The sequence below is a fragment of the Alteromonas sp. CyTr2 genome (assembly GCF_947311905.1).
GTDB lineage: Bacteria > Pseudomonadota > Gammaproteobacteria > Enterobacterales > Alteromonadaceae > Alteromonas > Alteromonas macleodii.
The window spans coordinates 1-22,584 of the sequence record NZ_CAMZMZ010000035.1; the positions used below are offsets into that span (position 1 = coordinate 1).

Sequence of the window (22,584 nt, forward strand, 5' to 3'; positions counted from 1 at the left end):
TACATGAGCCGTATACGAGGCCCGTATGTACGGTTCTGTGAGAGGGATGAGGCGGTGACGCCTCACCCTACTCGATGTCTCTAATGGTTGTTTGCCGCTCTTAAGCAATGGCTTAGTTAGTTGGAAATGGCGAATATGCTAATGACTAGGTTTTTTCGCCTTTTTGATGTGCAACAAAACTCAAGACCTTCTTATATTACTTGGTTAAATTATGTCCGGTTGGATTAGTGTGCTATTGTAAATAACGTTTGGCTAACAGTATGCATGAGGCAGGGAGGGAAACTAAGATGGCTTATAAATTTAAGTTTTTTGCACAACCTGTAATCAGTAACATCAGAACGTTCTGTGAAGCTGCGCTGGTTGAATTCACGATTGGTCTGATATGTGCAGTTTTCGCCTATGCAAGTTATGGTGTTTTTATTCACCTTTTTGTTGCTTGCGTTGTTATCTCGATAGCGTGTTTTTGCCTAAGTATCTATAACTTATATAGTCTTTTCTATTGAACTAATCCGCGAAGATAATTGCCCCGCCACTATTGAGACACTACCGAATACATGCATAAAAAAAGGGTTAACACAGTGTGTGTTAACCCTTTTTGATATGATTGCTTGTCTTAAATAGCGTTAGTATTTATTCATCAAACCAGCGATTAAGCCGAATCTATAGAATGCTTACGCTTTAAGCTGGTTACCAATAGGTAGCTGGCGAATACGCTTACCGCATGCAGCAAAAATGGCATTGCACAGCGCTGGCGCATACACGGGGGTTGCAGGTTCACCTACACCTGCTGGCGGCGCATCGCTTTCAATTACTTCAACTTCTACCTCTAGTGGTGAATCGCTCATGCGCGGTACACGGTAGTTGTGGAAGTTACTCTGCTGTACACGCCCTTTATCAAACGTTATACCGTCACTGATTGCTGTTGTTATACCGTAAACCGAGCCGCCTTGGGTTTGGTTTTTAACCGTATCGGTGTTAACTACAGTACCTGCATCAATAGCTACCCATGATTTAATCACGCTAAGATCGCCAGCGTCAGACACCTCAACTTCAACCACAGTAGCAACATAAGTTAAAAAGCTACGGTGCGCAGCAATACCCAGTCCGCGGCCTTTAGGCATGTTGCGGCCCCAGCCTGCCATGTCAGATACTTTCTCAATTACATTACGAAGACGGCCTGTATCCAAAGGATAAACCGACTTATCACCCCAATAGTTTTGATATTCGGCTTTTTGATCCGTCACATCAATAATTCTATCAGGACCAATTACTTCCAATAGGTAATCTTTAGCGTCTTTGCCTGCTTTGTGGGCTGCTTCATTAATAAACGACTGTACAGCAAACGCGTGGAAGATGTTCGATACTGAACGCATCCATCCAATACGGGCTTTGGCTGGCGCTTCACCGCGCTCTAACTTCATGTTGGGCGTAAGAATAGGGTTATCCGTAAAGCCCAAATCTAACTCAAAGCTAAAGGGTGCGTTCGCGCCCTCTTGGAACGTAGAGGCAATAGGTGAAAACGCGGTTCTGTGAAGATAAGCGTCAATTTTACCGTTTTCATCAAGTGCAGCTTCAACATGTTGAGCAGAAACCGCGTGATAGAAACCGTGCTGAATATCATCTTCACGTGTCCATTGAACGCGAATTGGCTTGCCCGTTTTCATTGATAGGAATGCTGCTTCCGCTGAAAAGTCAGGCTTAGACTTACGCCCGAAAGCACCACCTAGCATGGTAACGTGAACATTGATTTTTTCTTTGTCCATGCCAACCATAGCGCCCACGGTTTCCATATCAGCCTGCGGATTTTGTGTTGCTGCCCATACGTCAACGCGATCTTTATAGTACATGGCAGTAGCACATGGTGGCTCCATTGGGGCTTGTGCTAAATGCGGCACGTAATAGTCAGCAACCAGCTTGTCGCTGGCTTTTTCTAAAACGCTCAACGCATCGCCTTTTTCTCTAACAAGCGCTTGAGGTGCATTTACTGTGTTAAGCAACAGCTCTTTAAAGTTCGCTGAGTTATAGTCGCCATTTGCGCCATCGTCCCAGGTGACGTCTAATGCTTTGCGGCCTTGCCATGCTGCCCATGTGTTGTTAGCTATAATGGCTAGCCCACCTTTTGGTTGGAACTGAGGCGCACCTTTTGGCGCTGGAATTTCAATTACATCAACAACGCCATTAACCGCTTTTGCTTTATCTGCATTAAAGCTTTTCACCTTACCGCCAACTACAGGTGGGCGTTCGATTATAGCAACAAGTGCTTTTGGTTCGCGCACGTCGGCGGCGAAGGTTGCTTTACCGGTGACGATATCTTGAAGGTCGATATGCGCCATACCGGTATTGATGTAACGCCATTCTTTCCTTTCTTTAAGCTTAAGCTTATCTGCTTCTGGCGGCGTAATGGTTAATGCATCGTCTATTAAGTCTTTATAAGCAAGCGTTTTACCTGAAGTGTGTGTTACCACATGCTGCTCGGCAACACAGGTACTTGGCTCAACACCCCAACGCTTAGCTGCTGCATGTTGCATCATATAACGCACGCTTGCGCCCATTTCTCGAAGACGCTGCATATTGAAGCGGATACTACGCGAGCCATCGGTGTTTTGGTCACCGTATTTGGGGTCGCCTTTGCCTTGAATAACAATGACTTTGTCCCACGCCGCTTCCATCTCGTCAGCTACAATTTGCGCAATGGCGGTTCGGATCTGTTGACCCATTTCGCTGCGGTGACACGTTACTTCAACCATGCCGTCAGGGCGAAGTGCAATGAACAAGTTTGCGCGCTTTGCGTTTTCCGCCGGCTTTGCTAATACGCCAGCCATGGCGCGAGGTGCACCACCCATAAAATAGGTACCAAGAACCAGTGCACCCGCCGCTGCTGTCGATTTTAAGAAACTGCGGCGATTCATATCAAAATAGGTATTCTCACTCATGCTTCTTCTCCCGCTTGGGTTGGGTCAAAGTAGCTAACGCCAGCGTTGCTGCTTATTGATTTCGACGCAGACTTAATGGCCTTGTGAATGCGAGGGTACGTGCCGCAACGACAGATGTTGCCCGACATATTCTGAACAATTTCTTCGTCACTTGGCGTTGGGTTGGTTGATAATAGACTGGCAGCTTGCATGATTTGCCCACATTGACAGAAACCACATTGTGGTACTTTATGTTCTACCCACGCTTTTTGGACAGGGTGATCGCCATTTTCGCTTAGCCCTTCAATAGTAGTAATTTTTCTGCCTTGAACGGCTGATACAGGCAATACGCAAGAGCGTTGTGCCATGCCATCAATATGAACAGTACAAGCGCCACATTGCGCCATACCACAGCCAAACTTAGGTCCTGTAAGATTTAATTCGTCACGAAGGTACCACAACACTGGTGTTGATGGGTCACCAGAAAATTCGTGTTTGTTACCATTAACGGTAAACGTGATCATGGTCTTGTCTCCATAGGTAAGCGAAAGATATGACTTGGACCAGATTGTTTAAATCTGGCCTACCCAAGCAGCGCAATGCGGGGTCAACGCATTGCACAAATTCATATCGATACGGTTACATTGCCTGATGATACGAACTATCTAAGATGCTGAGCATGCTCAGATAATTGCCACTATTATTATTGTTAAAGGCTTCGCAATTTATACTTTAGATTACGTTAACACGCATTGCATCATTACGCATTTACATAAGTTTAATTGCTAACACTTTGCGACAAAGTGGTGAGAGATGAAGAGGGGGGCGAAACGCACTATGCGTTATGGCGTGCTCAACTTTCTAAAAGCACACCTGTTAGAACAAAAACAATTAACGCAGCTTTCGCATAAGAAGAAAACGATCAATTCTACGGGCACCACTCGTCATTGTTTTTTGGCTGTATTTGAGCCAGCTTCGCGCTTTTGGCCAGTCGTAACTTAAGAGCACTAAACCGCCTATCACTAACAAGATAGAGCCCGGAAGTAATGTTAGAACAATACCGCCGATAAACAAGATTGCTCCAAGGGTAAGTCTTACTATTCGCATGTATAAACACTCGGCTTGGTGAAGTTTTCATCTCACAGTTTTGCCCAAAGATGCACATTTGCCAATATGAAAAATGTAAATGTTTGTGCCCGATCTTTGAATAACTGGGTGTTGGGTATTCTTAAAGATTGTCGAATAAGTAAGCGGTTAACACCTTCGGTGGGCACAATGCCCTAATTGCGGTGGAAAGCAGGGATGAAATAAAGTACAAAGATAAAAAAGGCGTACGCTACGAACTAGTGGCAAAACTGCCTAGAAGGTAACTGAGACATGGGTATCAAGTAGCAGTACTAGTAAGAACAGATAACGATAATAATGAGAGTAAAAATGGCAGAACAACCAGAAAACCAACCAATCAGTGATGAAGAACGCGCAACGTGGGTACGAGAACAGTTTCAAAAGGCAAACAAATTTTTAGCGGAAAATGGCGTGTTGTTTGATTCTGTTATTACCGAAGAAAGTCGTTATTTAATGCCGTACCTTGCAGTTTGGAAAATTAGAGCAATGGACAGTAAACGCTATTGGGTTATTAGTGGTGATTTACCTTCTGATTACACATCAGTCGATAACGCCAAAGACGCCAAGGACGTACTGCGTCACTTTGCTATGCATTGGCAGTTGAAAGCAGAAAACCTCATTAATGCAGAGGGCGCAGACGATACTCAAAAGGCGTTTGGTGCTTTACTAATTAATCGTGCTGAAAGCTTGTTTGCCATGCAGAACGCGCCAGATCTTTGGAACTAATTCCAGGCAATAGCCTGTATTAGTGAGACGTTTTGTAAATACATAGCTTAATGAAGTTGAGTCACGTCCGGAAGAGGAAATCGCTCTGCCGGACATTTTAGGCGCTGTCTTGGAACGCCTGCGTCCATAAATACTTGCCCGTCGGGAATAAAACCAATGGATTGGTGATAGGACACGCTTTCTAAATTGCAGACTACTTTGATAATGGGGACGTTGTTTTGCTTTGCCGTGTTAATCAGCGCTTCAAACAAAGCGCGATAAACAGGCAATGTTCTGTGGCAGCGCTTAACAGCAATTCGGCCTAGTTCGCCTCGTTTGGTTAAGCGCCCAGTGGCAATGGGTTCGTTTTCATCATTGACGATAAGCACATGGCACGCCGAACTGTCGTGTTCGTCGAACTCGCTTGCCTCGGGGACGCGCCACTCTAAAACAAATACATGTTCCCTTAGTGCTTTCAGTCGATGTTTATCCTTTTCCCAATCGACGTTTTGTATCGTAAACGCCATACTTACCTGTTAACCTTCGAACCATTCCCAGTAACCATTATTGATAAGTGTAGTTAAGGTTTCTAAAAATGTAAAAGAAGGCGCGTCTTGGCAACACGTTGCGTTCAAAACGCCTCCTGATGCCAGCACTTCAAACCATTCTTGGTCACTTTTGCCAAATTCGAACTGACTGCCATTTACAAAGAGCGCGCGAGGAAGACCACGCTTACCGTCACATAGTAATGCACGCACACCCGGTGCAGGAACAAAGCTAATGCCTGCGGCAAACTCATTTGAAATTTGCTCTAGCGATACTTCGTCTTCTAGCGGATATTCAGGAATGCCTTGTTCACTCATGGCTTCTAGAAGTGCCAAAGTAAAGTCTTCACCGTTTATCGCATCTATGAGCTGCTGCTTAAGAATGGCAACATCGCTTGGATTTACCCAAGCACGATTACTTTGCATAGAGCGGCTTGCATCGGTAAAGCGATAATTATGTGCGCCTTTATCCAACATCATCGCCAGGCTTTCCGCTAGTTGCAGATTGTCCGGAGCACGATAACCCACAGAGTAGGTGAGGCTATCTTCAATTGTCGCTCCATCATGAGGCCAGCCCGGTGGTACGTACACCACATCGCCAGGCTCAACCACAACATCTATAACAGGGTCGAAGCCTTCAATTTGTCTTAATTTTGGATGTGGAAAAACTTCTTTATAGTCCGCCGGCTTGCCCACACGCCAGCGTCTTCGGCCCTTACCTTGAACTAAAAATACATCATATTGGTCGATGTGAGCACCAACGCCTGCACCATTGGTGGCGAAGCTCACCATCAGGTCGTCCAATCGCCAATTAGGGATAAAAGAAAAGGGATCTAGTAGAGGGGTTACGTCGGGCACATATTTATCTACGCCTTGAACTAGTAATGTCCATTTGCCCTGACATGCATTGTCAAAATCGGTAATTGGCCCTTGTTCGACATGCCAGCTGCCTTTCACGTTGCTAATAATACGTGCATCCACTTCCGACTCTTGTGCTAGACCGGCAAGATCGTTCTCATCGATAGGATCTACAAAGTTGTCAAAGAAGTGTTTGATGACTACCGGCTTTTGCTGCCAGTAGTTTTTTAGAAAGGTTTCTGCATTAAAGCCGTTTCCAGATTGTGCATCAATAATGTACGAATTGTCGTTAGTGGGCATAGTGTCTCTTATAGTAAGCCAATTAAATGGGCTTAATCTGTTGATTTAAGTATTGTGCGTGGCGTTACAAATATGCGGTAAGCGTTAGCACTTTGTCAAAAGCGAGGTCGAAGTTTATGGGGGGCATTATCGATTATTGAAACATTTATTGCTACCTTGCATTTGCTTCACCTGATTCAGTAGGGAGAGCCGAATTCATAACGGTTCGCATAGATAATTACCCACTCAGCGAAACTTAACATGTTCGTACTCGCGGCGAGTTACTGCAGGTGTAATTCATCTAACTTAGAAATCACGTGCTTTTTAGCTCAATGTTTACATGGCATGGGTGGTTATCAGATGCGCTAGACAGGAGTTAGCAAACGTATGCGCTCATTAGCATTGTTTTCGTGTGCAGCTGTTTTGGTAGGAATGTGGTTTCTTTGCAATTTTCGCTACACATTTTTGACTCACTGAGTTTCCGCTTGTCGTGTTCACGCGTTGAAAGCTCAGTGTTAGCGTTTATATTTGAACCACAAGTGAAATACGTATTAAAGGAACAAGGGTTATTCGCACTCGCGCTAGAGTGATGAATAATCTGTCGTTTAACCAGGCTGTAAGACTTCTCACAAATAGCAATTGTATTAGGTGCTGTGTATTGCTCTAACATTGCAGCCCTATTTACCGTAGTCCCCCAAATATCAAAGCCTGCAAGCGGGCGAGAAGATTGGCCGGCAAGTATAGAGCCTGTCGCAATGCCAACTCGCAGTTGGCTTGAAGATGAAGCTAAAAGGTCGTTGCTATTTACAAGCTCGCGAGCGCGAAATGCGAATTCGATGGCGTTCACCAGAGCGTTCAAAAGCGAGTGTGTTGTACTGCTATGTTCGCCGCTAAAACCAACCGCAATATATTGATCGCCGTTGGTTTTTAATGGCGAAAGGTGTAAATCAGCGGCAAGCACATCGAATTCAGAAAACAGGCTATCTACAAGTCTGGCGCATGTAATGTCGCCATATTTAACTGAGAGTTGTTGGAAGCCTGATAGGTCACAAAAAATGACGACGGCATTTTTTATACAGCTTTTTAAATTCGTGGCACTACTTTTGGTTTCCTGCGTTGTACTTAAGACCTTCGAAACGGTGGGAGAAAGTACAACACAGTGTTTTTCCTGCAATGAGAAAAGAGTGTGGTTCGTGTTGCGTAAATCCATTTGCGTGCTCCCACGGGTATGTGAAAATTCAATGTAGAGAAATTTAGGAATAAAAAAAACGCGGTACTAATGACCGCGTTTTTCAGTGTAGTGGAAAGCGTAAGGGCTTATAACTGATCTACAAGCCTGATTGCATCGCCAATGTATGTAGCAGGCGTTAATGCCTTAAGCTCTGCTTTGGCCGCTTCTGGCATATCTAGGTTATCAATAAATTCAGCAATGACCTCAGCGTTTACTTTCTTACCACGGGTCAGTTCTTTTAGCTTCTCGTATGGCTTTTCAATACCGTAACGACGCATAACAGTTTGAATAGGCTCTGCAAGCAGTTCCCAATTGTTGTTTAGCTCGTTAAGTAAGCTTTGCTCATTAACTTCTAACTTGCTGATACCTTTCAAAGTAGCCTGATACGCAATAACCGCATAACCTACACCGACGCCAAGGTTACGTAGTACGGTTGAGTCAGTAAGGTCACGTTGCCAGCGAGAGATAGGAAGCTTAGCTGCTAAATGGTCAAAAATAGCGTTCGCCAGACCTAAGTTACCTTCTGAATTTTCGAAATCGATAGGGTTAACTTTGTGTGGCATGGTAGAAGAGCCGATTTCGCCAGCTACCGTTTTTTGCTTGAAGTGACCCAGTGCAATGTAACCCCAAACGTCACGGTCGAAATCGATAAGAATGGTGTTAAAGCGCGCAATGGCATCAAACATTTCTGCAATATAGTCATGCGGCTCTATTTGCGTAGTGAACGGGTTCCAGGTTAGACCTAGTGAGGTAACAAACTTCTCTGAAACTTCGTGCCAATCTACATCTTTATACGCTGACAAGTGTGCATTGTAGTTACCCACTGCACCGTTAATCTTACCAAGTAACTCAACACCTGCGATTTGGCTACGCTGACGCTTTAGGCGAATAGCCACGTTTGCCATTTCTTTACCCATGGTGGTAGGTGAAGCAGGCTGACCGTGAGTACGTGCCATCATAGGTACGTTCTGGTAGCGCTTAGCAAGCTCTACTAGCGCTTCAATTAATTTGTCACAGTAAGGAAGAATAACGGTCTCGCGGGCTTCGCGAAGCATTAAGCCATGTGAAAGGTTGTTGATGTCTTCAGACGTACACGCAAAGTGGATAAACTCATTTACTGCTGAAAGCTCACTATTGTCGGCAACCTTCTCTTTAAGAAAGTATTCAACCGCTTTCACATCGTGGTTTGTTGTGCGCTCGATTTCTTTGATGCGCATGGCATCTTCAACACTAAATTCAGCTACTATTTTGTCTAGTAGTGCATTTGACGTGTCTGTAAAAGCGGGAACTTCTTCAATTTGTGGGTTAGTAGACAGCATTTGTAACCAACGTACTTCTACTTCTACACGGTATTTTAATAAGCCGTACTCACTGAAAATACTGCGTAATTCTACGCTTTTGCCAGCATATCGACCATCGACAGGGGAAATTGCAGTTAACTGACTCAGTTCCACCTTAAGCTCCTCACTAGTTTATTAATCGTAGTGCTTTAACAGCACTGTTAAGAATGTGTTTGCGTTTAAATAAAATGTTTCTTCGTTTTCCACCCATCTGACGCCACATTACTGCAGCCCTAACACCTGCAAGCAAAAGCGCACGCACTTTATGCTGAGTAGCAGGTTGGCTTAAATAATCTGGGTTACCAGCTACCTGAATACGCGGTGCTAGCGGACTGATGATATCGCTGTAAATGCTCGCTAAAGAGGAGACTATTTGTGGGTTTTGGAAATCGATGTGAGCAAGCTGGCGCTGAACATGGGAAATACGTTCGCCCAGTTCCTGCATTGCTTTAGGCTTTCTCGCTAGCTTTCTTTCAAGGCCTAGAATACTAGCTATATAGCGGGTTAATTCCGTATCTTTTGTTGCTTGTTTGTCAGATAGCTGTGCTGCGAGTGTGGTGTAACCGGTTTTTAAGTTAGCGAGCTGGCCGAAAACCTGTTGAGGTGTTTCTGGGTCAGTAACCAGTATGCTCGATAAGCTGGCCTCTATAGCCTCGTTATCGGCAGAACCTCGTCTGGCAAGCTGTTGAACCAGCGCAGCAGCTTGACATACACCTGCAAGTGCTAGGTTATTTTCTATGTCGGTATCTAACATCAGCGAATATAACTCTCAATAATACCGCCGCCAAGGCAAACTTCGTCACTATAGAACACCGCTGACTGCCCCGGCGTTACCGCCTTCTGCGGCTCATCAAACATCACTTCAATGGTGTCGTCTTGAGTTGGCGTTATTGTACATGGGATATCGGCCTGACGATAACGGGTTTTAACTACCGCGCGCACAGGTTCTGTAATTGTTTTTCTATCCACCCAGTGTAGCTGCTTTGCTACCAAGCCTTTCGAGTATAGGCGAGGGTGGTCGGCACCTTGGCCCACAATAAGCACGTTGCGAGCAACATCTTTATCTACCACATACCAAGGGTCGTCACCGTATTTGGCTAATCCACCAATGTGTAAGCCTTTACGTTGACCTAGCGTGTGATACATCAAGCCTTCGTGTTGGCCAATTTCTTCGCCTTCTGCTGTTTCAATAACGCCAGGCTGAGCTGGAAGGTAACGAGCAAGGAAGTCTTTAAATTTGCGTTCACCAATAAAGCAAATCCCGGTAGAGTCTTTCTTATCGTGAGTGATAAGACCTTGCTCCTCGGCAATTTTGCGAACTAATGGCTTTTCGATGTCGCCCACAGGGAAGAGCGTTTTTGCAACATGCTCTTCGCCTAACGTGTAAAGAAAGTAGCTCTGGTCTTTGTTGTTATCAAGACCGCGTAGCATTTGCCATTTACCGTCAACTTCTCGGCGACGAACATAGTGACCAGTAGCAATGTAGTCAGCGCCAAGGTCTTCTGCTGCAAATTCAAGAAACGCTTTAAACTTAATTTCTTTGTTGCACATAATATCTGGGTTTGGCGTACGGCCCGCTTTGTATTCCTCTAAGAAATACTCAAACACGTTATCCCAGTATTCTGCTGCAAAGTTAATGGTGTGCAGTTCAATGCCTAGTTTGTCAGCAACCGCTTGTGCATCTTTTAAATCTTCCGCTGCGGCACAGTATTCATCGTTGTCGTCTTCTTCCCAGTTTTTCATGAAGAGACCTTCAACCTGATAACCCTGTTGTTGGAGTAGGTAGGCTGAAACAGACGAATCGACACCGCCGGACATTCCGACGATCACTTTTTTGCTGGCGTTAGATTCAATATCACTCACTATGGATTGCACACTCATTTGATTAATAAAAAGAAACCGTATTTGTTAAATCAGTCACCAATTAACATGTTGATAAATATGCTAAGGCGCTTACCCACTTAGTGGGCTGTACCACTAATCAGCCATTTACAAATCGGCCCGTTTTCGAGGTCGCGGATTTTATCAGATTCCGATAGCTAATTCACATTTAATCCTTATCTGATTAAGTAATTAAATATGTGCCAAGCGGCCGTTGGCCTTTGCTGTAAAAAATTGTCTATATGCAAAGATGAACAGCAACCTTTAACAGCGCTAAAAATCCGTGACGTTTCGGTGCCTCTTTTAGTGTGGTCAAGGAAGGTGATTTCAAGTATTAGAAATTGAATTGCCTTTAAAAGTGAACGTAGCTGCCATTATCAATACCATCAATGGTCCAATTACCCACGCGATATCTGATGAGCCGAAGGGTGGGGTAGCCGACGTGCGCTGTCATACGTCGCACTTGTCTGTTTCTGCCTTCTGTAATGGTAATTTCTACCCAGCTAGTAGGGATCGACTGTCTAAAGCGTACGGGCGGATTCCGCGGCCACACGCTAGGTGCTTCCATGGCCTTTACTTTAGCGGGGCGAGTCATTCCATCTTTTAATTCCACGCCGTCACGCAGCGCCTGCATTGCTTTTTCGTCCATAATACCTTCAACTTGCACCCAATAGGTTTTGCTGGTTTTAGCTTTTGGGTTAGCAAGTTTATGCTGAAGCTTTCCGTCATTGGTGAGTACGAGAAGACCTTCCGAATCTCTGTCGAGTCGTCCTGCGGCATACACACCGGGAACATCAATATAGTCCTTTAGGGTTTCTCTACCGTCTGCATCAGTAAATTGAGAAAGAACTTGAAAGGGCTTATTAAAAAGCACCACTTTAGCGTTTGAAGACATATTACTTCCGCTTGTTTAAATTCAAAATTTCGGGGGGGATTTTACGACAAATGACGATGCTTCGCATGGGAAAATCAACCGCAAATAGTGGTTTGCTCAATGAAGTTTGTCGATAAATTCGGTGATCTTATGAGTTAAGACAATGGTATGACTTGTAACTCAAACTTTCGACCCTATACTAATGGTCGCTCCCATTTTTATAAGAGAGCGCATCTGCATAATTATTAGACAGTTTTAGCAGTGATAAGCGGGCTTGCTTATACATCGTATCTCGAAATTGCGTACGACTAGGTAGTCGAGTGCAAAGCCATGAGATGCATATTGCTAACATAGGGAATTGAATAATATGTAGGGAAGAAAACAGCAAGTGACCTAGTGCTTAATAAAAGCAAAAGGTGGAAAACATCAAATACGTTTCGCAATGACTGTGGGCGTGACATGAACATGTTGCGGGTTGTTGCGACCTAATGGACTAAAGACGACAGTACCCTGTCGAGAAAATTGAGGTATATAATGACCAAGTCTAAGATCATCTACACGAAGACTGATGAAGCGCCAATGCTGGCGACTTACTCACTTCTTCCAATCATCCAGAAGTTTGCTGCGGCTGCAGATATCGACGTTGAGCTAAGCGATATTTCACTTGCTGCACGTGTTTTGGCAAATTTCCCTGAGTATCTTTCAGAAGAACAAAGAGTGCCAGACGCGTTAGCTGAACTGGGTGAGATGACCCAAGACCCGAACGCTAACATCATCAAGCTTCCAAACATCAGTGCCTCAATTCCACAGCTTCGTGCAACTATCAAAGAATTAAACGCAAAAGGCTTTAACGTACCAGCGTTCCCTGATTCACCAAAAACTGCTGAAGAAGAAGACATTCGCGAACGTTACGGTAAGGTGCTAGGTAGTGCAGTAAACCCTGTATTACGTGAAGGTAACTCAGATCGCCGTGCCCCAACTGCAGTTAAAAATTATGCACGCAAGCACCCGCATTCAATGGGTGAGTGGTCTCAAGCTTCTCGTTCGCACGTAGCGCACATGCGCGGTGGCGATTTCTACTCTGGTGAGAAATCAGTGACAGTTGAGAAAGACGGTCACGTTAGCATCGAATTTACGGGTAAAGATGGCAGCAAGAAAACCCTTAAACCGCGTGTAGATTTGCTAGCTGGCGAAGTTATCGACGGCATGTTTATGAGCAAAAAAGCGCTGTGTGAATTCTTCGAAGAGCAAATTGAAGATGCGAAAAACACAGGCATTCTTTTCTCACTACACGTAAAAGCGACCATGATGAAGGTGTCTCACCCAATCGTATTCGGTCACTGTGTAAAAGTATTTTACAAAGATCTATTCAACAAATGGGGTGACCTGTTTGAAGAGCTAGGTGTTAACCCTAACAACGGTCTTGGTAGCGTTTACGACAAAATTGCAAGCCTACCTGAAAGCCAGCGCTCAGAAATTCAAAAAGATATCAACGCATGTTATGCCGACCGCCCTCCAATGGCGATGGTGAACTCTGACAAAGGTATCTCGAACCTTCACGTGCCAAGTGATGTAATCGTTGATGCTTCTATGCCAGCCATGATTCGTAACTCTGGTCAAATGTGGGGACCAGATGGAAAGGCGCACGACACGAAAGCGGTGATTCCAGAAAGTACTTATGCAACCATTTACCAGGAAGTTATCAACTTCTGTAAAACGCATGGTGCATTCGACCCGACAACGATGGGTACAGTGCCTAACGTTGGTCTAATGGCGCAAAAAGCAGAAGAGTACGGTTCACACGACAAAACGTTTGAACTAGAAGCAGACGGTACGGTGTCGATTATTGACCAAGACGGCAATGTTCTTATCTCTCACGATGTTGAAGAAGGTGATATCTGGCGTATGTGTCAGGTGAAAGACGCACCTATTCAAGATTGGGTTAAGCTAGCGGTAACGCGTTCACGTCAATCTGGTATGCCTGCGGTATTCTGGCTAGATGACGAACGTGCTCACGATGCGCAACTTATCAAGAAAGTTGAAAAGTACCTACAAGACCATGATACCAACGGTCTAGACATTCAAATTATGTCTCCAGTACGCGCTATTCGCTACAGCATGGAACGTGCAATTCGCGGTCTGGATACCATTTCAGTAACGGGTAACGTACTTCGTGATTACCTTACTGATTTGTTCCCAATCCTAGAGCTTGGTACCAGTGCTAAAATGCTATCAATTGTTCCGTTGATGGCTGGTGGTGGCCTTTATGAAACGGGCGCGGGCGGCAGTGCACCTAAGCACGTGCAACAGTTCGTTGAAGAAGGTCACTTGCGTTGGGACTCACTCGGTGAATTCCTGGCACTTGCTGTATCGCTAGAAGATGTTGCTATTAAGCACAGCAACACCAAAGCAAAAGTTATTGCTACTGCACTTGATAAAGCAACGGAAAAACTACTAAACAACGGTAAGTCTCCGCTTCGTAAAGCAGGTCAGTTGGACAACCGTGGTAGCCATGTTTACCTAGGTCTATACTGGGCTGAAGAAGTAGCGAACCAAACGGAAGACGCAGATCTAGCTGCGCAATTTAAGCCAGTGTATGAAGAGTTGTCTGCGAAAATTGACGACATCTTGGCTGAGATTGATGCAACGCAAGGTAGCGCGCAAGAAATTGGTGGTTACTACTACCCTGACGAAGACAAGCTTTTCGCAACCATGTCTCCAAGTAAGACATTAAAAGCTATCTTAGGCGCATAGTATTTTGTGTATATGCGTTAGGCTTATAGGTCTAGCGCATAGGATAGTACTCTCAAACCTGAGAAGCTATTTCAAAACAAGGTTTAAAAGCCCTCTCTTCAAACGAGAGGGCTTTTTTTATGTAGAACCACTATACCTGCGCTAACACGCGGCGATTACGAACATTTTAAACCTAGCTGAGTAGGCAATGGTCTACGCGGACGGGTATAAGGGGTAATAAGGGGTAGGGCGATATACCTTATGTTATGGAAACGAATGTATAAGCGGGAGATAAAAGGAACAGGAAAAAAGCTCGTTGATTGTCTAATTTGAACTATTACGCAACTTTAATCACAACGTTAAGATAACGTAATGCTTATTGTTGTGGGGAAAATTAAAACGCACTTATCCGCACAGGCGCTTTACTGCACCTACACATTTTGAATGGCAAGAAAAGCAAAAGCCCGACGCAAAAGGTCAGGCTTTGAAAATTCTTTTCTTAACGCTCTGGTTCTTCTTTGAAGCCAATGTTCTCAGCGTGAAGACCTTTAGGCCCTTGCTGAACTTCGAACGTTACTTCTTGACCCGCTTTTAGCGAACGGTAGCCTTCCATCTGAATCGTAGAGTAATGCGCGAAAATATCTTCACCGCCGTCCTCAGGAACGATAAATCCAAAACCCTTTGCGTTGTTAAACCATTTAACTTTGCCAACCGCCATACTTCGACTTCCTCTTAATCCTTGAACTCACGAGTATATGCCCCCATTATAGATCCGGAGACACGGTGGAAAGAGTATTGATTGTAGCTGCTACGCAGTAAGTTATGTCGTAGCTAACGTGCAATACTCAAAACCACTATACAAAATGTAGATTTTTTAACCATATTATGTCAAGGGCAAATGTGAATAAATTTATCCAAAAGTTTGTACACATATGTGCCATTAAACCACTATTATTAAGTTATGAGTAAAGACAACGCTATTAGTATCGAAAAGGAAAAACAGAAAGACGCGCAGCGACAGAAGCCGCAGCCGCCTCCCATGTATAAAGTGTTGTTGAACAATGACGACTATACACCGATGGATTTTGTCATTGAGGTACTCATGCAGTTTTTCAATATGGACGCTGAGAAAGCCAACCAACTTATGCTGACCGTTCATTATCAAGGAAAAGCCGTGTGTGGCATTTTTACTGCTGAGATAGCAGAGACAAAAGTGATGCAGGTTAATCAGTACGCACGCAAACATCAGCACCCGTTGATGTGCACGATGGAGCAGGCATAAGGTTTTTTGTAGAGGGCGAGCAATATGTTAAATAAAGAATTAGAACAAACGTTAAATAACGCGTTTGTATTTGCCAGAGAGCATCGTCATGAGTTTATGACGGTTGAGCACTTGTTGTTGGCATTGCTTGATAACTCAGCTGCTCGCGATGCGCTCAAAGCATGTGGTGCCGATATTGAGGCAATTAAAAGCGAACTGTTAGCTTTTGTTAAAGATACTACGCCTCTCATTTTAGATGACCAGTTAAACGAACGCGAAACTCAGCCCACGCTCGGTTTCCAGCGCGTGCTGCAGCGTGCGGTATTCCACGTTCAGTCGTCTGGTAAGGACGAAGTTACTGGCGCCAACGTACTTGTTGCTATATTCAGCGAGCAAGAGTCTCAGGCCGTTTATATTCTCAAAAAGGCGGATGTAACGCGCTTGGATGTGGTGAACTTCATTAGCCATGGCGTAAGCAAAGCGGATGATGATGAGCCTGTAAACCCTGAAGCGTCGGAAGAGGCTGAAGCAGGCGAAGAAGGTGGCTCAGCATTAAGCAAATACGCAACTGATCTAAATCGTCATGCGAAAGACGGCAAAATAGACCCGTTGATTGGCCGCGATTCGGAAGTAGAGCGCACTATTCAAATTCTATGTCGTCGTCGCAAAAACAACCCGCTGCTTGTGGGTGAAGCGGGCGTAGGTAAAACGGCGATCGCAGAAGGTCTTGCATACAGAATCGTTAACGAAGACGTGCCGGATGTTATTGCTGAAAGTACCGTTTATTCACTGGATTTAGGTGGCCTTCTTGCTGGTACCAAATACCGTGGTGACTTTGAGAAGCGTTTGAAAGCAATTCTGAAAGAGCTTGGCAAAGACAAGAATGCCATTTTGTTTATTGATGAAATTCATACCATTATTGGTGCTGGCGCTGCGTCGGGCGGTGTAATGGATGCGTCAAATTTACTTAAGCCTAAGCTATCAAGTGGTGAACTTCGCTGTATCGGCTCAACCACATATCAAGAATATCAAGGTATTTTCGAGAAAGACCGCGCCCTTGCACGTCGTTTCCAGAAAGTTGACGTTACTGAACCTAGCGTCAGCGATACCACAAAGATACTGCTTGGCCTTAAGAGTCGCTACGAAGAGCACCACAATGTGCGTTTCACTCAAAAGGCGATTCAAGCTGCGGCGGAATTGTCGGCTAAATACATCAACGAACGTCATCTTCCAGATAAAGCCATTGATGTAATGGATGAGGCAGGCGCAAGCCAGCGCTTATTGCCGCCTTCTAAGCGCAAAAAAACGATTGGTGTGGGCGACATAGAGCAAATTATTGCAAAAATGGCGCGTATCCCTGAGAAGTCTGTATCGGCTTCTGACAAAGAGGTGCTTAAGAACCTTGGCCGCAACCTTAAAATGGTCGTGTTTGGTCAGGATAAGGCGATAGAGACGCTTAATGACGCTATATTGCTATCACGTTCTGGACTTGGTGCTGAAGCAAAACCAATTGGTAGTTTCTTATTCGCCGGTCCAACTGGTGTTGGTAAAACAGAAGTAACCCAACAGCTGGCCAAAATCATGGGTGTTGAGCTTGTACGTTTTGATATGTCTGAGTACATGGAACGTCATGCAGTTAGCCGCCTCATTGGTGCGCCTCCTGGTTACGTTGGTTTTGATCAAGGCGGTCTGTTAACAGATGCGGTAATCAAAAACCCGTACTCAGTAGTGCTGTTAGATGAAATTGAGAAAGCGCATAGCGATATCTACAATATTCTTCTTCAGGTTATGGACCACGGTACGCTGACTGATAACAATGGACGTAAGGTTGACTTTAGAAACGTAGTGTTAGTGATGACCACCAACGCAGGTGTTCAAGAAACCGTACGTAAATCTATTGGCTTTAAGCAGCAAGATCACAGTCACGATGCGATGTCTGAAATCAATAAGGTGTTTACACCTGAATTCAGAAACCGCCTAGATGGTATTATTTGGTTTAATCATCTTGATCCTGAAATCATCTTGCAGGTGGTAGATAAGTTCATTATTGAGCTTCAGGCACAGCTTGACGTTAAAGGCGTGTCGCTAGAGGTCACCAGTGCAGCCTGCGCTTACATGGCTGAGAAAGGCTATGATAAGGCAATGGGAGCACGTCCTATGGCGCGCGTCATTAAAGATGACCTGAAGAAAGAGTTAGCGAACGAGCTATTGTTTGGCGAGTTATCTAAAGGCGGAAACGTTAAAGTAGACTGCGTTGATGACAAACTTACCTTTGAGTACACAGGTGTAGGTGCAACGTCTGAAGAAGCAGAGCCAAGCTAATGTAAGAAAGCATGTAGCGCTAGGTAGAAAGACTAATGTCGTCTATCAAGCGCTATATCTTCGTTAGCAATTTTGGTTCTAAGCGATAGTGCTTCGAGGATGAAATAGCTAAAACCCAGATACGAAAAAGCCCGATCTTAATCGGGCTTTTTTTATGCGTTACCGCTTAAATGGCTCATTATCTTGCGCGATAAACGATACGACCTTTGGTCAAATCGTAAGGAGTCATCTCAACGGTGACCTTATCGCCAGTAAGAATACGGATATAGTTCTTACGCATTTTACCAGAGATGTGTGCAGTCACTACGTGACCGTTTTCTAGTTCAACGCGGAACATAGTGTTAGGTAGCGTGTCTAACACAGTACCTTCCATTTCAATACAATCTTCTTTTGCCATGTAAAGCAGTTACCTCAGTAATTCAAAATTTTTGCCGCGCAGACCTTACCCAATCTTGGGTTCGGTGTAAAGCAATTAAGTGGGTATTTTACTATTTTTGCTAAATAGATGCCATTCATTGTCACTAAACTGCTCAAATGGCAAAAATTTGTGTTTATAAGACATTTTTTGACAACCCTCTACGTAATAGCCCAAATAAACATAGTGGTGACTTAAACGCCTCGCTTCCTCAATTTGCATGAGTATCATCCATGTACCTAAAGACGCAGAGCTATAGTCAGGGTCGAAAAACGTGTAGAGCGCAGAGAGTGCACCCATATGTTCGTTAGCATCGAAAACGTCAGTTACAGCCACTGCAATGAGCTTGTCGCCATCATAGGCCTCTAGGTAATGGGTTGTCATCCAATCACACAAAACGAAATTGTCGAACTGGGTTCGTGAAGGCGGATACATACTACCGTCGGCATGTCGCTCCGTAATGTAACGTTCATACAACGGGTAGTATGTGCTTTTAGTTTCACTAACTAGCTGAACGCGAAACCCTTGGTTGGCCTTTAACAGCCTTTTTTGACTGCGAGAGGGGGTATAAGCATTCACCGGAATTCGCACCGACTTACACGCCTTGCAGGCTGGGCAGTGTGGACGGTAAATTTGTTCACCGCTTCGTCGAAATCCCACTTGAATAAGTTGCGAGTATCGCCACGCCTGAAAATCATTGTTTTCGGCGTATACTAATAATTGCTCTTGCTCATCGGGCAAATAGCTACATGAAAATGATTGGGTTATACCAAACTTCACGGAGTAATCACTCTTGGCTTCCAACGATTAAGGTAGTCTGCTGACAGCCTACCGTCTTCAGTTAAAGTGTGGTTGTTGTTTTCCAGTTTTTCAATAAAGTTTTCACGGGATAACACATTCGCACCAAGGGATGCCAAATGATCGGTAGGAAGCTGGCAATCAATAAAGGCCATATCGTGAGACTTCATGTGCTCAACCAACGCCATCATAGCAAGTTTTGACGTATTACTTTCCCGGTGAAACATCGATTCACCGCAATATACCTTGCCAATTCCAACGCCATATAGTCCACCCACCAGTGTTTCGCCGTCCCAAACTTCCACAGAGTGTGCTAAACCCAAACCATTGAGCTGCCGGTAAGCCCCAATCATGTCATCGGTAATCCATGTTTCGCTATTGAGTTCACCTGTGTTTGGATTTTTACGAGGGGTTGATGAACAGGCTTCAATTACTCGGTCGAACGCGTAATTTAACGTTACCGTGTATTTTTGTTTTCGAGCAAGCTTCTTAAGGCTTTTCGATGCGACAAAATTGTCGAGTTCAATAATGGCTCTGGGGTCGGGTGACCACCACAACAGGGGTTCGTCATCACTGAACCAAGGGAAAATGCCCTGTGAGTAGGCAGAAAATAAACGTGCAGGGCTGAGGTCGCCACCAAATGCTAGCAGGCCGTTAGGTTCGTCTAATGCAGTGTCGACTGGAGGGAAGGGCGCGCCTTCTTCGATGTAATGTAACGCTATCATAATCGGGCCAGAAAAAAGCCCCACTGAACAGCAGGGCTTGGGAAACAGTATTAACCTTGTTCAGGCATCGTACCGTCTAAGTATTTTTCAGCATCTAGCGCCGCCATACATCCTGTACCTGCTGATGTAATGGCCTGACGATAAATATGATCGCTCACGTCACCTGCAGCAAACACACCTTCAACGCTTGTTTGCGTCGCATTGCCGTTTGTACCGCTGTTTACAACGATATAGCCATCTTTCATTTCAAGCTGCCCATCAAAGATATCGGTATTCGGTTTGTGACCGATAGCAACGAATAGACCCATAACATCAAGCTCTTCAGTGGCATCACTGTTCGTATCTTTAATACGGACTTTGGTTACACCCATTTCGTCACCGAGCACTTCATCTAGTGTACGGTTTAAGTGTAATACCACGTTACCGTTTTCTGCTTTATCACGAAGGCGTTGCTCAAGAATTTTTTCACTTCTAAAGCTATCTCTTCTGTGAATAACATGTACTTCTGATGCAATGTTTGAAAGGTAAAGCGCCTCTTCAACAGCGGTGTTACCACCACCAATTACCGCTACTTTTTGATTGCGGTAGAAGAAACCGTCACAGGTTGCACAAGCAGATACACCTTTACCCATAAACGCTTGCTCTGATTCAAGACCAAGGTATTTAGCCGAAGCACCTGTAGCAATGATTAGTGCGTCACACGTATAAGTACCGCTATCTCCGTAAAGCGTGAAAGGGCGCTTCGAAAAGTCGGTCTTATTGATGTGATCGAAAATAATTTCAGTATCGAACTTTTCAGCATGCTTTTGCATACGAACCATTAGATCAGGACCAGTAAGGCCTTCAGGATCGCCCGGCCAGTTTTCTACTTCTGTCGTGGTAGTAAGCTGTCCGCCTTGTTGAATACCAGTTAACAGTACAGGTTTAAGGTTTGCACGTGCAGCATAAACCGCTGCTGAATAACCTGCAGGGCCTGAACCCAAGATAAGTAGACGGACGTGTCTGCTTTCTGCCATTTTCCTCTCCAAATAATTCACCCAATAGGGTTACTTATAAAATTTCTCTTAGAAAGCTAGGTAGGGGCGAAAATCTGTAAATCAAGCTCAACACCTAGTTACTTTTATTATAGTAATTTGCCAGCGCAACATCTGCAGGTCGTTATTCACTTGCTTTAACAAAAGTAACAACAAAGCCATGCAGCACAATGTTTAGGCTTAAGCTCTATATGATGCCTTTAAGCGAGAAAAATGTCACTTAAAGATAGATTGAACTTATACCTTTTAATTATTAACGTACGGTGTGTTAGTTACACAACGCCGATCTTCACAGCAGACCATAAGGCAGCCGCCACATCAACGAAACTTAATTAACTACAGTGCAATCGTATTTGATAAGATCGATGTTGATAGTTTATCGCTGTAATTACGTACTGATTTAGAAGAACCAGTTTGTATTAGCCAAAAAGCGGATTACAATTTAATTATAACTATCGAATAATGACGTGAGTGATATCAGTATTAATGCTGATAGTAAGGTTTATCAAAGAGGTGAGGCATGTCTCAATCAATAATGACAATGTTGAAAAACGGTCAGCAGTACATGAAGACATGGCCTGTAAGAAAAGAACTCTATGCCTTTTTCCCAGAGTGTAGAGTTGTAGCAGCGACTAAGTTTGCAATTAAAACCATGCCGCCAGTGGCTATGGTTTCATGCGCGCTGCTCTATCAGAGTTTAGGCGCCGATTATCTACCTCAAACCATTACCATAGGTGCTTTCTTCTTAAGTCTGCCTATGCAAGGTTTGCTTTGGCTAGGACATCGCTCTGACCAATACCTTCCACCACAACTGAAAAGCTGGTACCAAGAAATCCACTCAAAAATGCGCTCGCAAGGTGTGGCTATGACCAATGCTAAATCAAAACCAAAATATAAAGAGCTAGCGCAACTTCTTAAGACAGCGTTTAACGATTTAGACAACGCATTTACTAAACACTGGTTTAATTAACAGCACGTATCCTGTAAATACCGCTCGTCAGACAGCGTCTTGGGTCAATTGGCTTTTAGGCTGCCAACGGCTGGTGCGCGAAGCAAGGCCTGACACTTCCTACATTTGTATTGTGCCCCTTTTAAAATATTATTGTGCCTGCGTGTACTTAGCGCATAAGTGTCACAGTCACACACATAATGAAAAGTGCGGGCTACCCGTTTCACGTCAAATTGATGGGTAGCACTAGGCGTGCAGTTAAATACGCTGCGCATTACCGACTGCCATTCTTTGCCGTGGGGCTGAACTCTGCCAAACAGAACCCATACCAACAAATGGCTGACTTCGTGTGGTACCACGTCACTTAAAAAGGCATCGATATTATCTTTAAACAGAAGTGGGTGAAAATTCACGCGGTTTTGCTGTAAAAACGCAGTGCCCGCATTTTTCCCCGACCGTCTAAAAGTGATGGTAGGGCGCTTGAACGTTTGCTTGAAGTATTGCTCTGCTTGCTCATAGCAATAAAAAACAGCGTCGGTAATAACGCGACGCTGTTCTTGAGTTAAGTCATTTGAAGCGATGTTGCTGCCTCTGTCT

The 22,584-nt window shown here is 44.4% G+C and carries 20 protein-coding genes and 1 pseudogene; 5 read left to right on the plus strand and 16 right to left on the minus strand.

Translation table 11 applies throughout. From position 1 onward, the window contains the following. Positions 1-671: 671 nt before the first annotated feature. The 3 genes from QME20_RS15800 to QME20_RS15810 all read right to left on the minus strand — a co-directional run bounded on the left by QME20_RS15800 (position 672) and on the right by QME20_RS15810 (position 4,019). On the minus strand, positions 672-2,933 hold the full coding sequence (locus QME20_RS15800) for a molybdopterin cofactor-binding domain-containing protein (RefSeq protein ID WP_281716237.1): 2,262 nt from the start codon (positions 2,931-2,933) through the stop codon (positions 672-674). Next, on the minus strand, positions 2,930-3,436 hold the full coding sequence (locus tag QME20_RS15805) for a (2Fe-2S)-binding protein (protein WP_014976393.1): 507 nt from the start codon (positions 3,434-3,436) through the stop codon (positions 2,930-2,932). Before QME20_RS15805 ends, QME20_RS15800 begins: the two co-directional genes overlap by 4 nt. Before the next feature lie 367 nt (positions 3,437-3,803). Next, complete coding sequence (locus QME20_RS15810; RefSeq protein WP_049586700.1) at positions 3,804-4,019, minus strand: PGPGW domain-containing protein; 216 nt, start codon at positions 4,017-4,019, stop codon at positions 3,804-3,806. Between the two features lie 327 nt (positions 4,020-4,346). Here QME20_RS15810 and QME20_RS15815 point away from each other — a divergent pair, with 327 nt between their 5' ends. Continuing rightward, positions 4,347-4,763 (plus strand): DUF4826 family protein, encoded by a 417-nt coding sequence (locus tag QME20_RS15815; protein ID WP_014949321.1) that lies wholly within the window; start codon positions 4,347-4,349, stop codon positions 4,761-4,763. Positions 4,764-4,810: 47 nt separating this feature from the next. Here QME20_RS15815 and QME20_RS15820 read toward each other — a convergent pair whose 3' ends face one another. From QME20_RS15820 to QME20_RS15850, 7 genes and pseudogenes are all read right to left on the minus strand, one after another. Beyond that, complete coding sequence (locus QME20_RS15820; protein WP_014949322.1) at positions 4,811-5,269, minus strand: GNAT family N-acetyltransferase; 459 nt, start codon at positions 5,267-5,269, stop codon at positions 4,811-4,813. A 9-nt stretch (positions 5,270-5,278) separates the two neighbouring features. Continuing rightward, the gene (locus QME20_RS15825) at positions 5,279-6,445 is read right to left on the minus strand and encodes a cupin domain-containing protein (RefSeq protein WP_281716238.1); all 1,167 of its coding nucleotides are present in this window, start codon (positions 6,443-6,445) and stop codon (positions 5,279-5,281) included. 355 nt (positions 6,446-6,800) lie between these two features. After that, a complete protein-coding gene (locus QME20_RS15830) occupies positions 6,801-7,634 on the minus strand; it encodes an adenylate/guanylate cyclase domain-containing protein (RefSeq protein ID WP_239239953.1) in 834 nt (277 codons plus the stop codon). Positions 7,635-7,741: 107 nt separating this feature from the next. Then, positions 7,742-9,109 carry an adenylosuccinate lyase gene (gene purB / locus QME20_RS15835; protein WP_039229483.1) on the minus strand — a complete coding sequence of 456 codons (1,368 nt, stop codon included), beginning with the start codon at positions 9,107-9,109 and terminating at the stop codon, positions 7,742-7,744. A 13-nt stretch (positions 9,110-9,122) separates the two neighbouring features. Next, positions 9,123-9,749: a high frequency lysogenization protein HflD gene (gene hflD, locus QME20_RS15840; RefSeq protein WP_014949326.1), complete on the minus strand. Its 627-nt coding sequence runs from the start codon at positions 9,747-9,749 to the stop codon at positions 9,123-9,125. Between the two features lie 2 nt (positions 9,750-9,751). Then, positions 9,752-10,858, minus strand: a pseudogene (gene mnmA / locus QME20_RS15845) (tRNA 2-thiouridine(34) synthase MnmA); the annotation flags it as partial. Positions 10,859-11,228: 370 nt separating this feature from the next. Then, positions 11,229-11,771 carry an rRNA large subunit pseudouridine synthase E gene (locus QME20_RS15850; protein WP_014976399.1) on the minus strand — a complete coding sequence of 181 codons (543 nt, stop codon included), beginning with the start codon at positions 11,769-11,771 and terminating at the stop codon, positions 11,229-11,231. A gap of 513 nt (positions 11,772-12,284) precedes the next feature. Here QME20_RS15850 and QME20_RS15855 point away from each other — a divergent pair. After that, on the plus strand, positions 12,285-14,504 hold the full coding sequence (locus QME20_RS15855) for an NADP-dependent isocitrate dehydrogenase (RefSeq protein WP_281716239.1): 2,220 nt from the start codon (positions 12,285-12,287) through the stop codon (positions 14,502-14,504). Between the two features lie 478 nt (positions 14,505-14,982). Here QME20_RS15855 and cspD read toward each other — a convergent pair whose 3' ends face one another. After that, entirely contained in the window at positions 14,983-15,201 is a 219-nt protein-coding gene (cspD, locus tag QME20_RS15860) for a cold shock domain-containing protein CspD (protein WP_014949330.1), read from the minus strand. A gap of 243 nt (positions 15,202-15,444) precedes the next feature. On the opposite strand from cspD, the gene clpS reads away from it, so the two are divergent. Both clpS and clpA read left to right on the plus strand, forming a co-directional pair. Further along, on the plus strand, positions 15,445-15,765 hold the full coding sequence (gene clpS, locus QME20_RS15865; protein ID WP_014949331.1) for an ATP-dependent Clp protease adapter ClpS: 321 nt from the start codon (positions 15,445-15,447) through the stop codon (positions 15,763-15,765). 24 nt (positions 15,766-15,789) lie between these two features. Beyond that, on the plus strand, positions 15,790-18,066 hold the full coding sequence (clpA, locus tag QME20_RS15870) for an ATP-dependent Clp protease ATP-binding subunit ClpA (protein ID WP_281716240.1): 2,277 nt from the start codon (positions 15,790-15,792) through the stop codon (positions 18,064-18,066). Between the two features lie 178 nt (positions 18,067-18,244). Here the strand turns inward: clpA and infA are convergent, their stop codons facing one another. The 4 genes from infA to trxB all read right to left on the minus strand — a co-directional run bounded on the left by infA (position 18,245) and on the right by trxB (position 21,020). Beyond that, positions 18,245-18,463 (minus strand): translation initiation factor IF-1, encoded by a 219-nt coding sequence (gene infA, locus QME20_RS15875; protein WP_014949333.1) that lies wholly within the window; start codon positions 18,461-18,463, stop codon positions 18,245-18,247. A 75-nt stretch (positions 18,464-18,538) separates the two neighbouring features. After that, complete coding sequence (locus QME20_RS15880; protein ID WP_281716241.1) at positions 18,539-19,261, minus strand: arginyltransferase; 723 nt, start codon at positions 19,259-19,261, stop codon at positions 18,539-18,541. After that, complete coding sequence (aat, locus tag QME20_RS15885; RefSeq protein ID WP_281716242.1) at positions 19,258-20,004, minus strand: leucyl/phenylalanyl-tRNA--protein transferase; 747 nt, start codon at positions 20,002-20,004, stop codon at positions 19,258-19,260. Before aat ends, QME20_RS15880 begins: the two co-directional genes overlap by 4 nt. A gap of 50 nt (positions 20,005-20,054) precedes the next feature. Then, entirely contained in the window at positions 20,055-21,020 is a 966-nt protein-coding gene (gene trxB, locus QME20_RS15890; protein WP_014949336.1) for a thioredoxin-disulfide reductase, read from the minus strand. Positions 21,021-21,558: 538 nt separating this feature from the next. Between trxB and yfbV the strand changes: the two genes are divergently transcribed. Next, entirely contained in the window at positions 21,559-22,008 is a 450-nt protein-coding gene (gene yfbV / locus QME20_RS15895; RefSeq protein ID WP_014979203.1) for a terminus macrodomain insulation protein YfbV, read from the plus strand. Positions 22,009-22,052: 44 nt separating this feature from the next. On the opposite strand, the gene QME20_RS15900 is transcribed toward yfbV, so the two are convergent. Beyond that, the gene (locus QME20_RS15900; RefSeq protein WP_348648759.1) at positions 22,053-22,568 is read right to left on the minus strand and encodes a SprT family zinc-dependent metalloprotease; all 516 of its coding nucleotides are present in this window, start codon (positions 22,566-22,568) and stop codon (positions 22,053-22,055) included. Positions 22,569-22,584 lie beyond the last annotated feature (16 nt).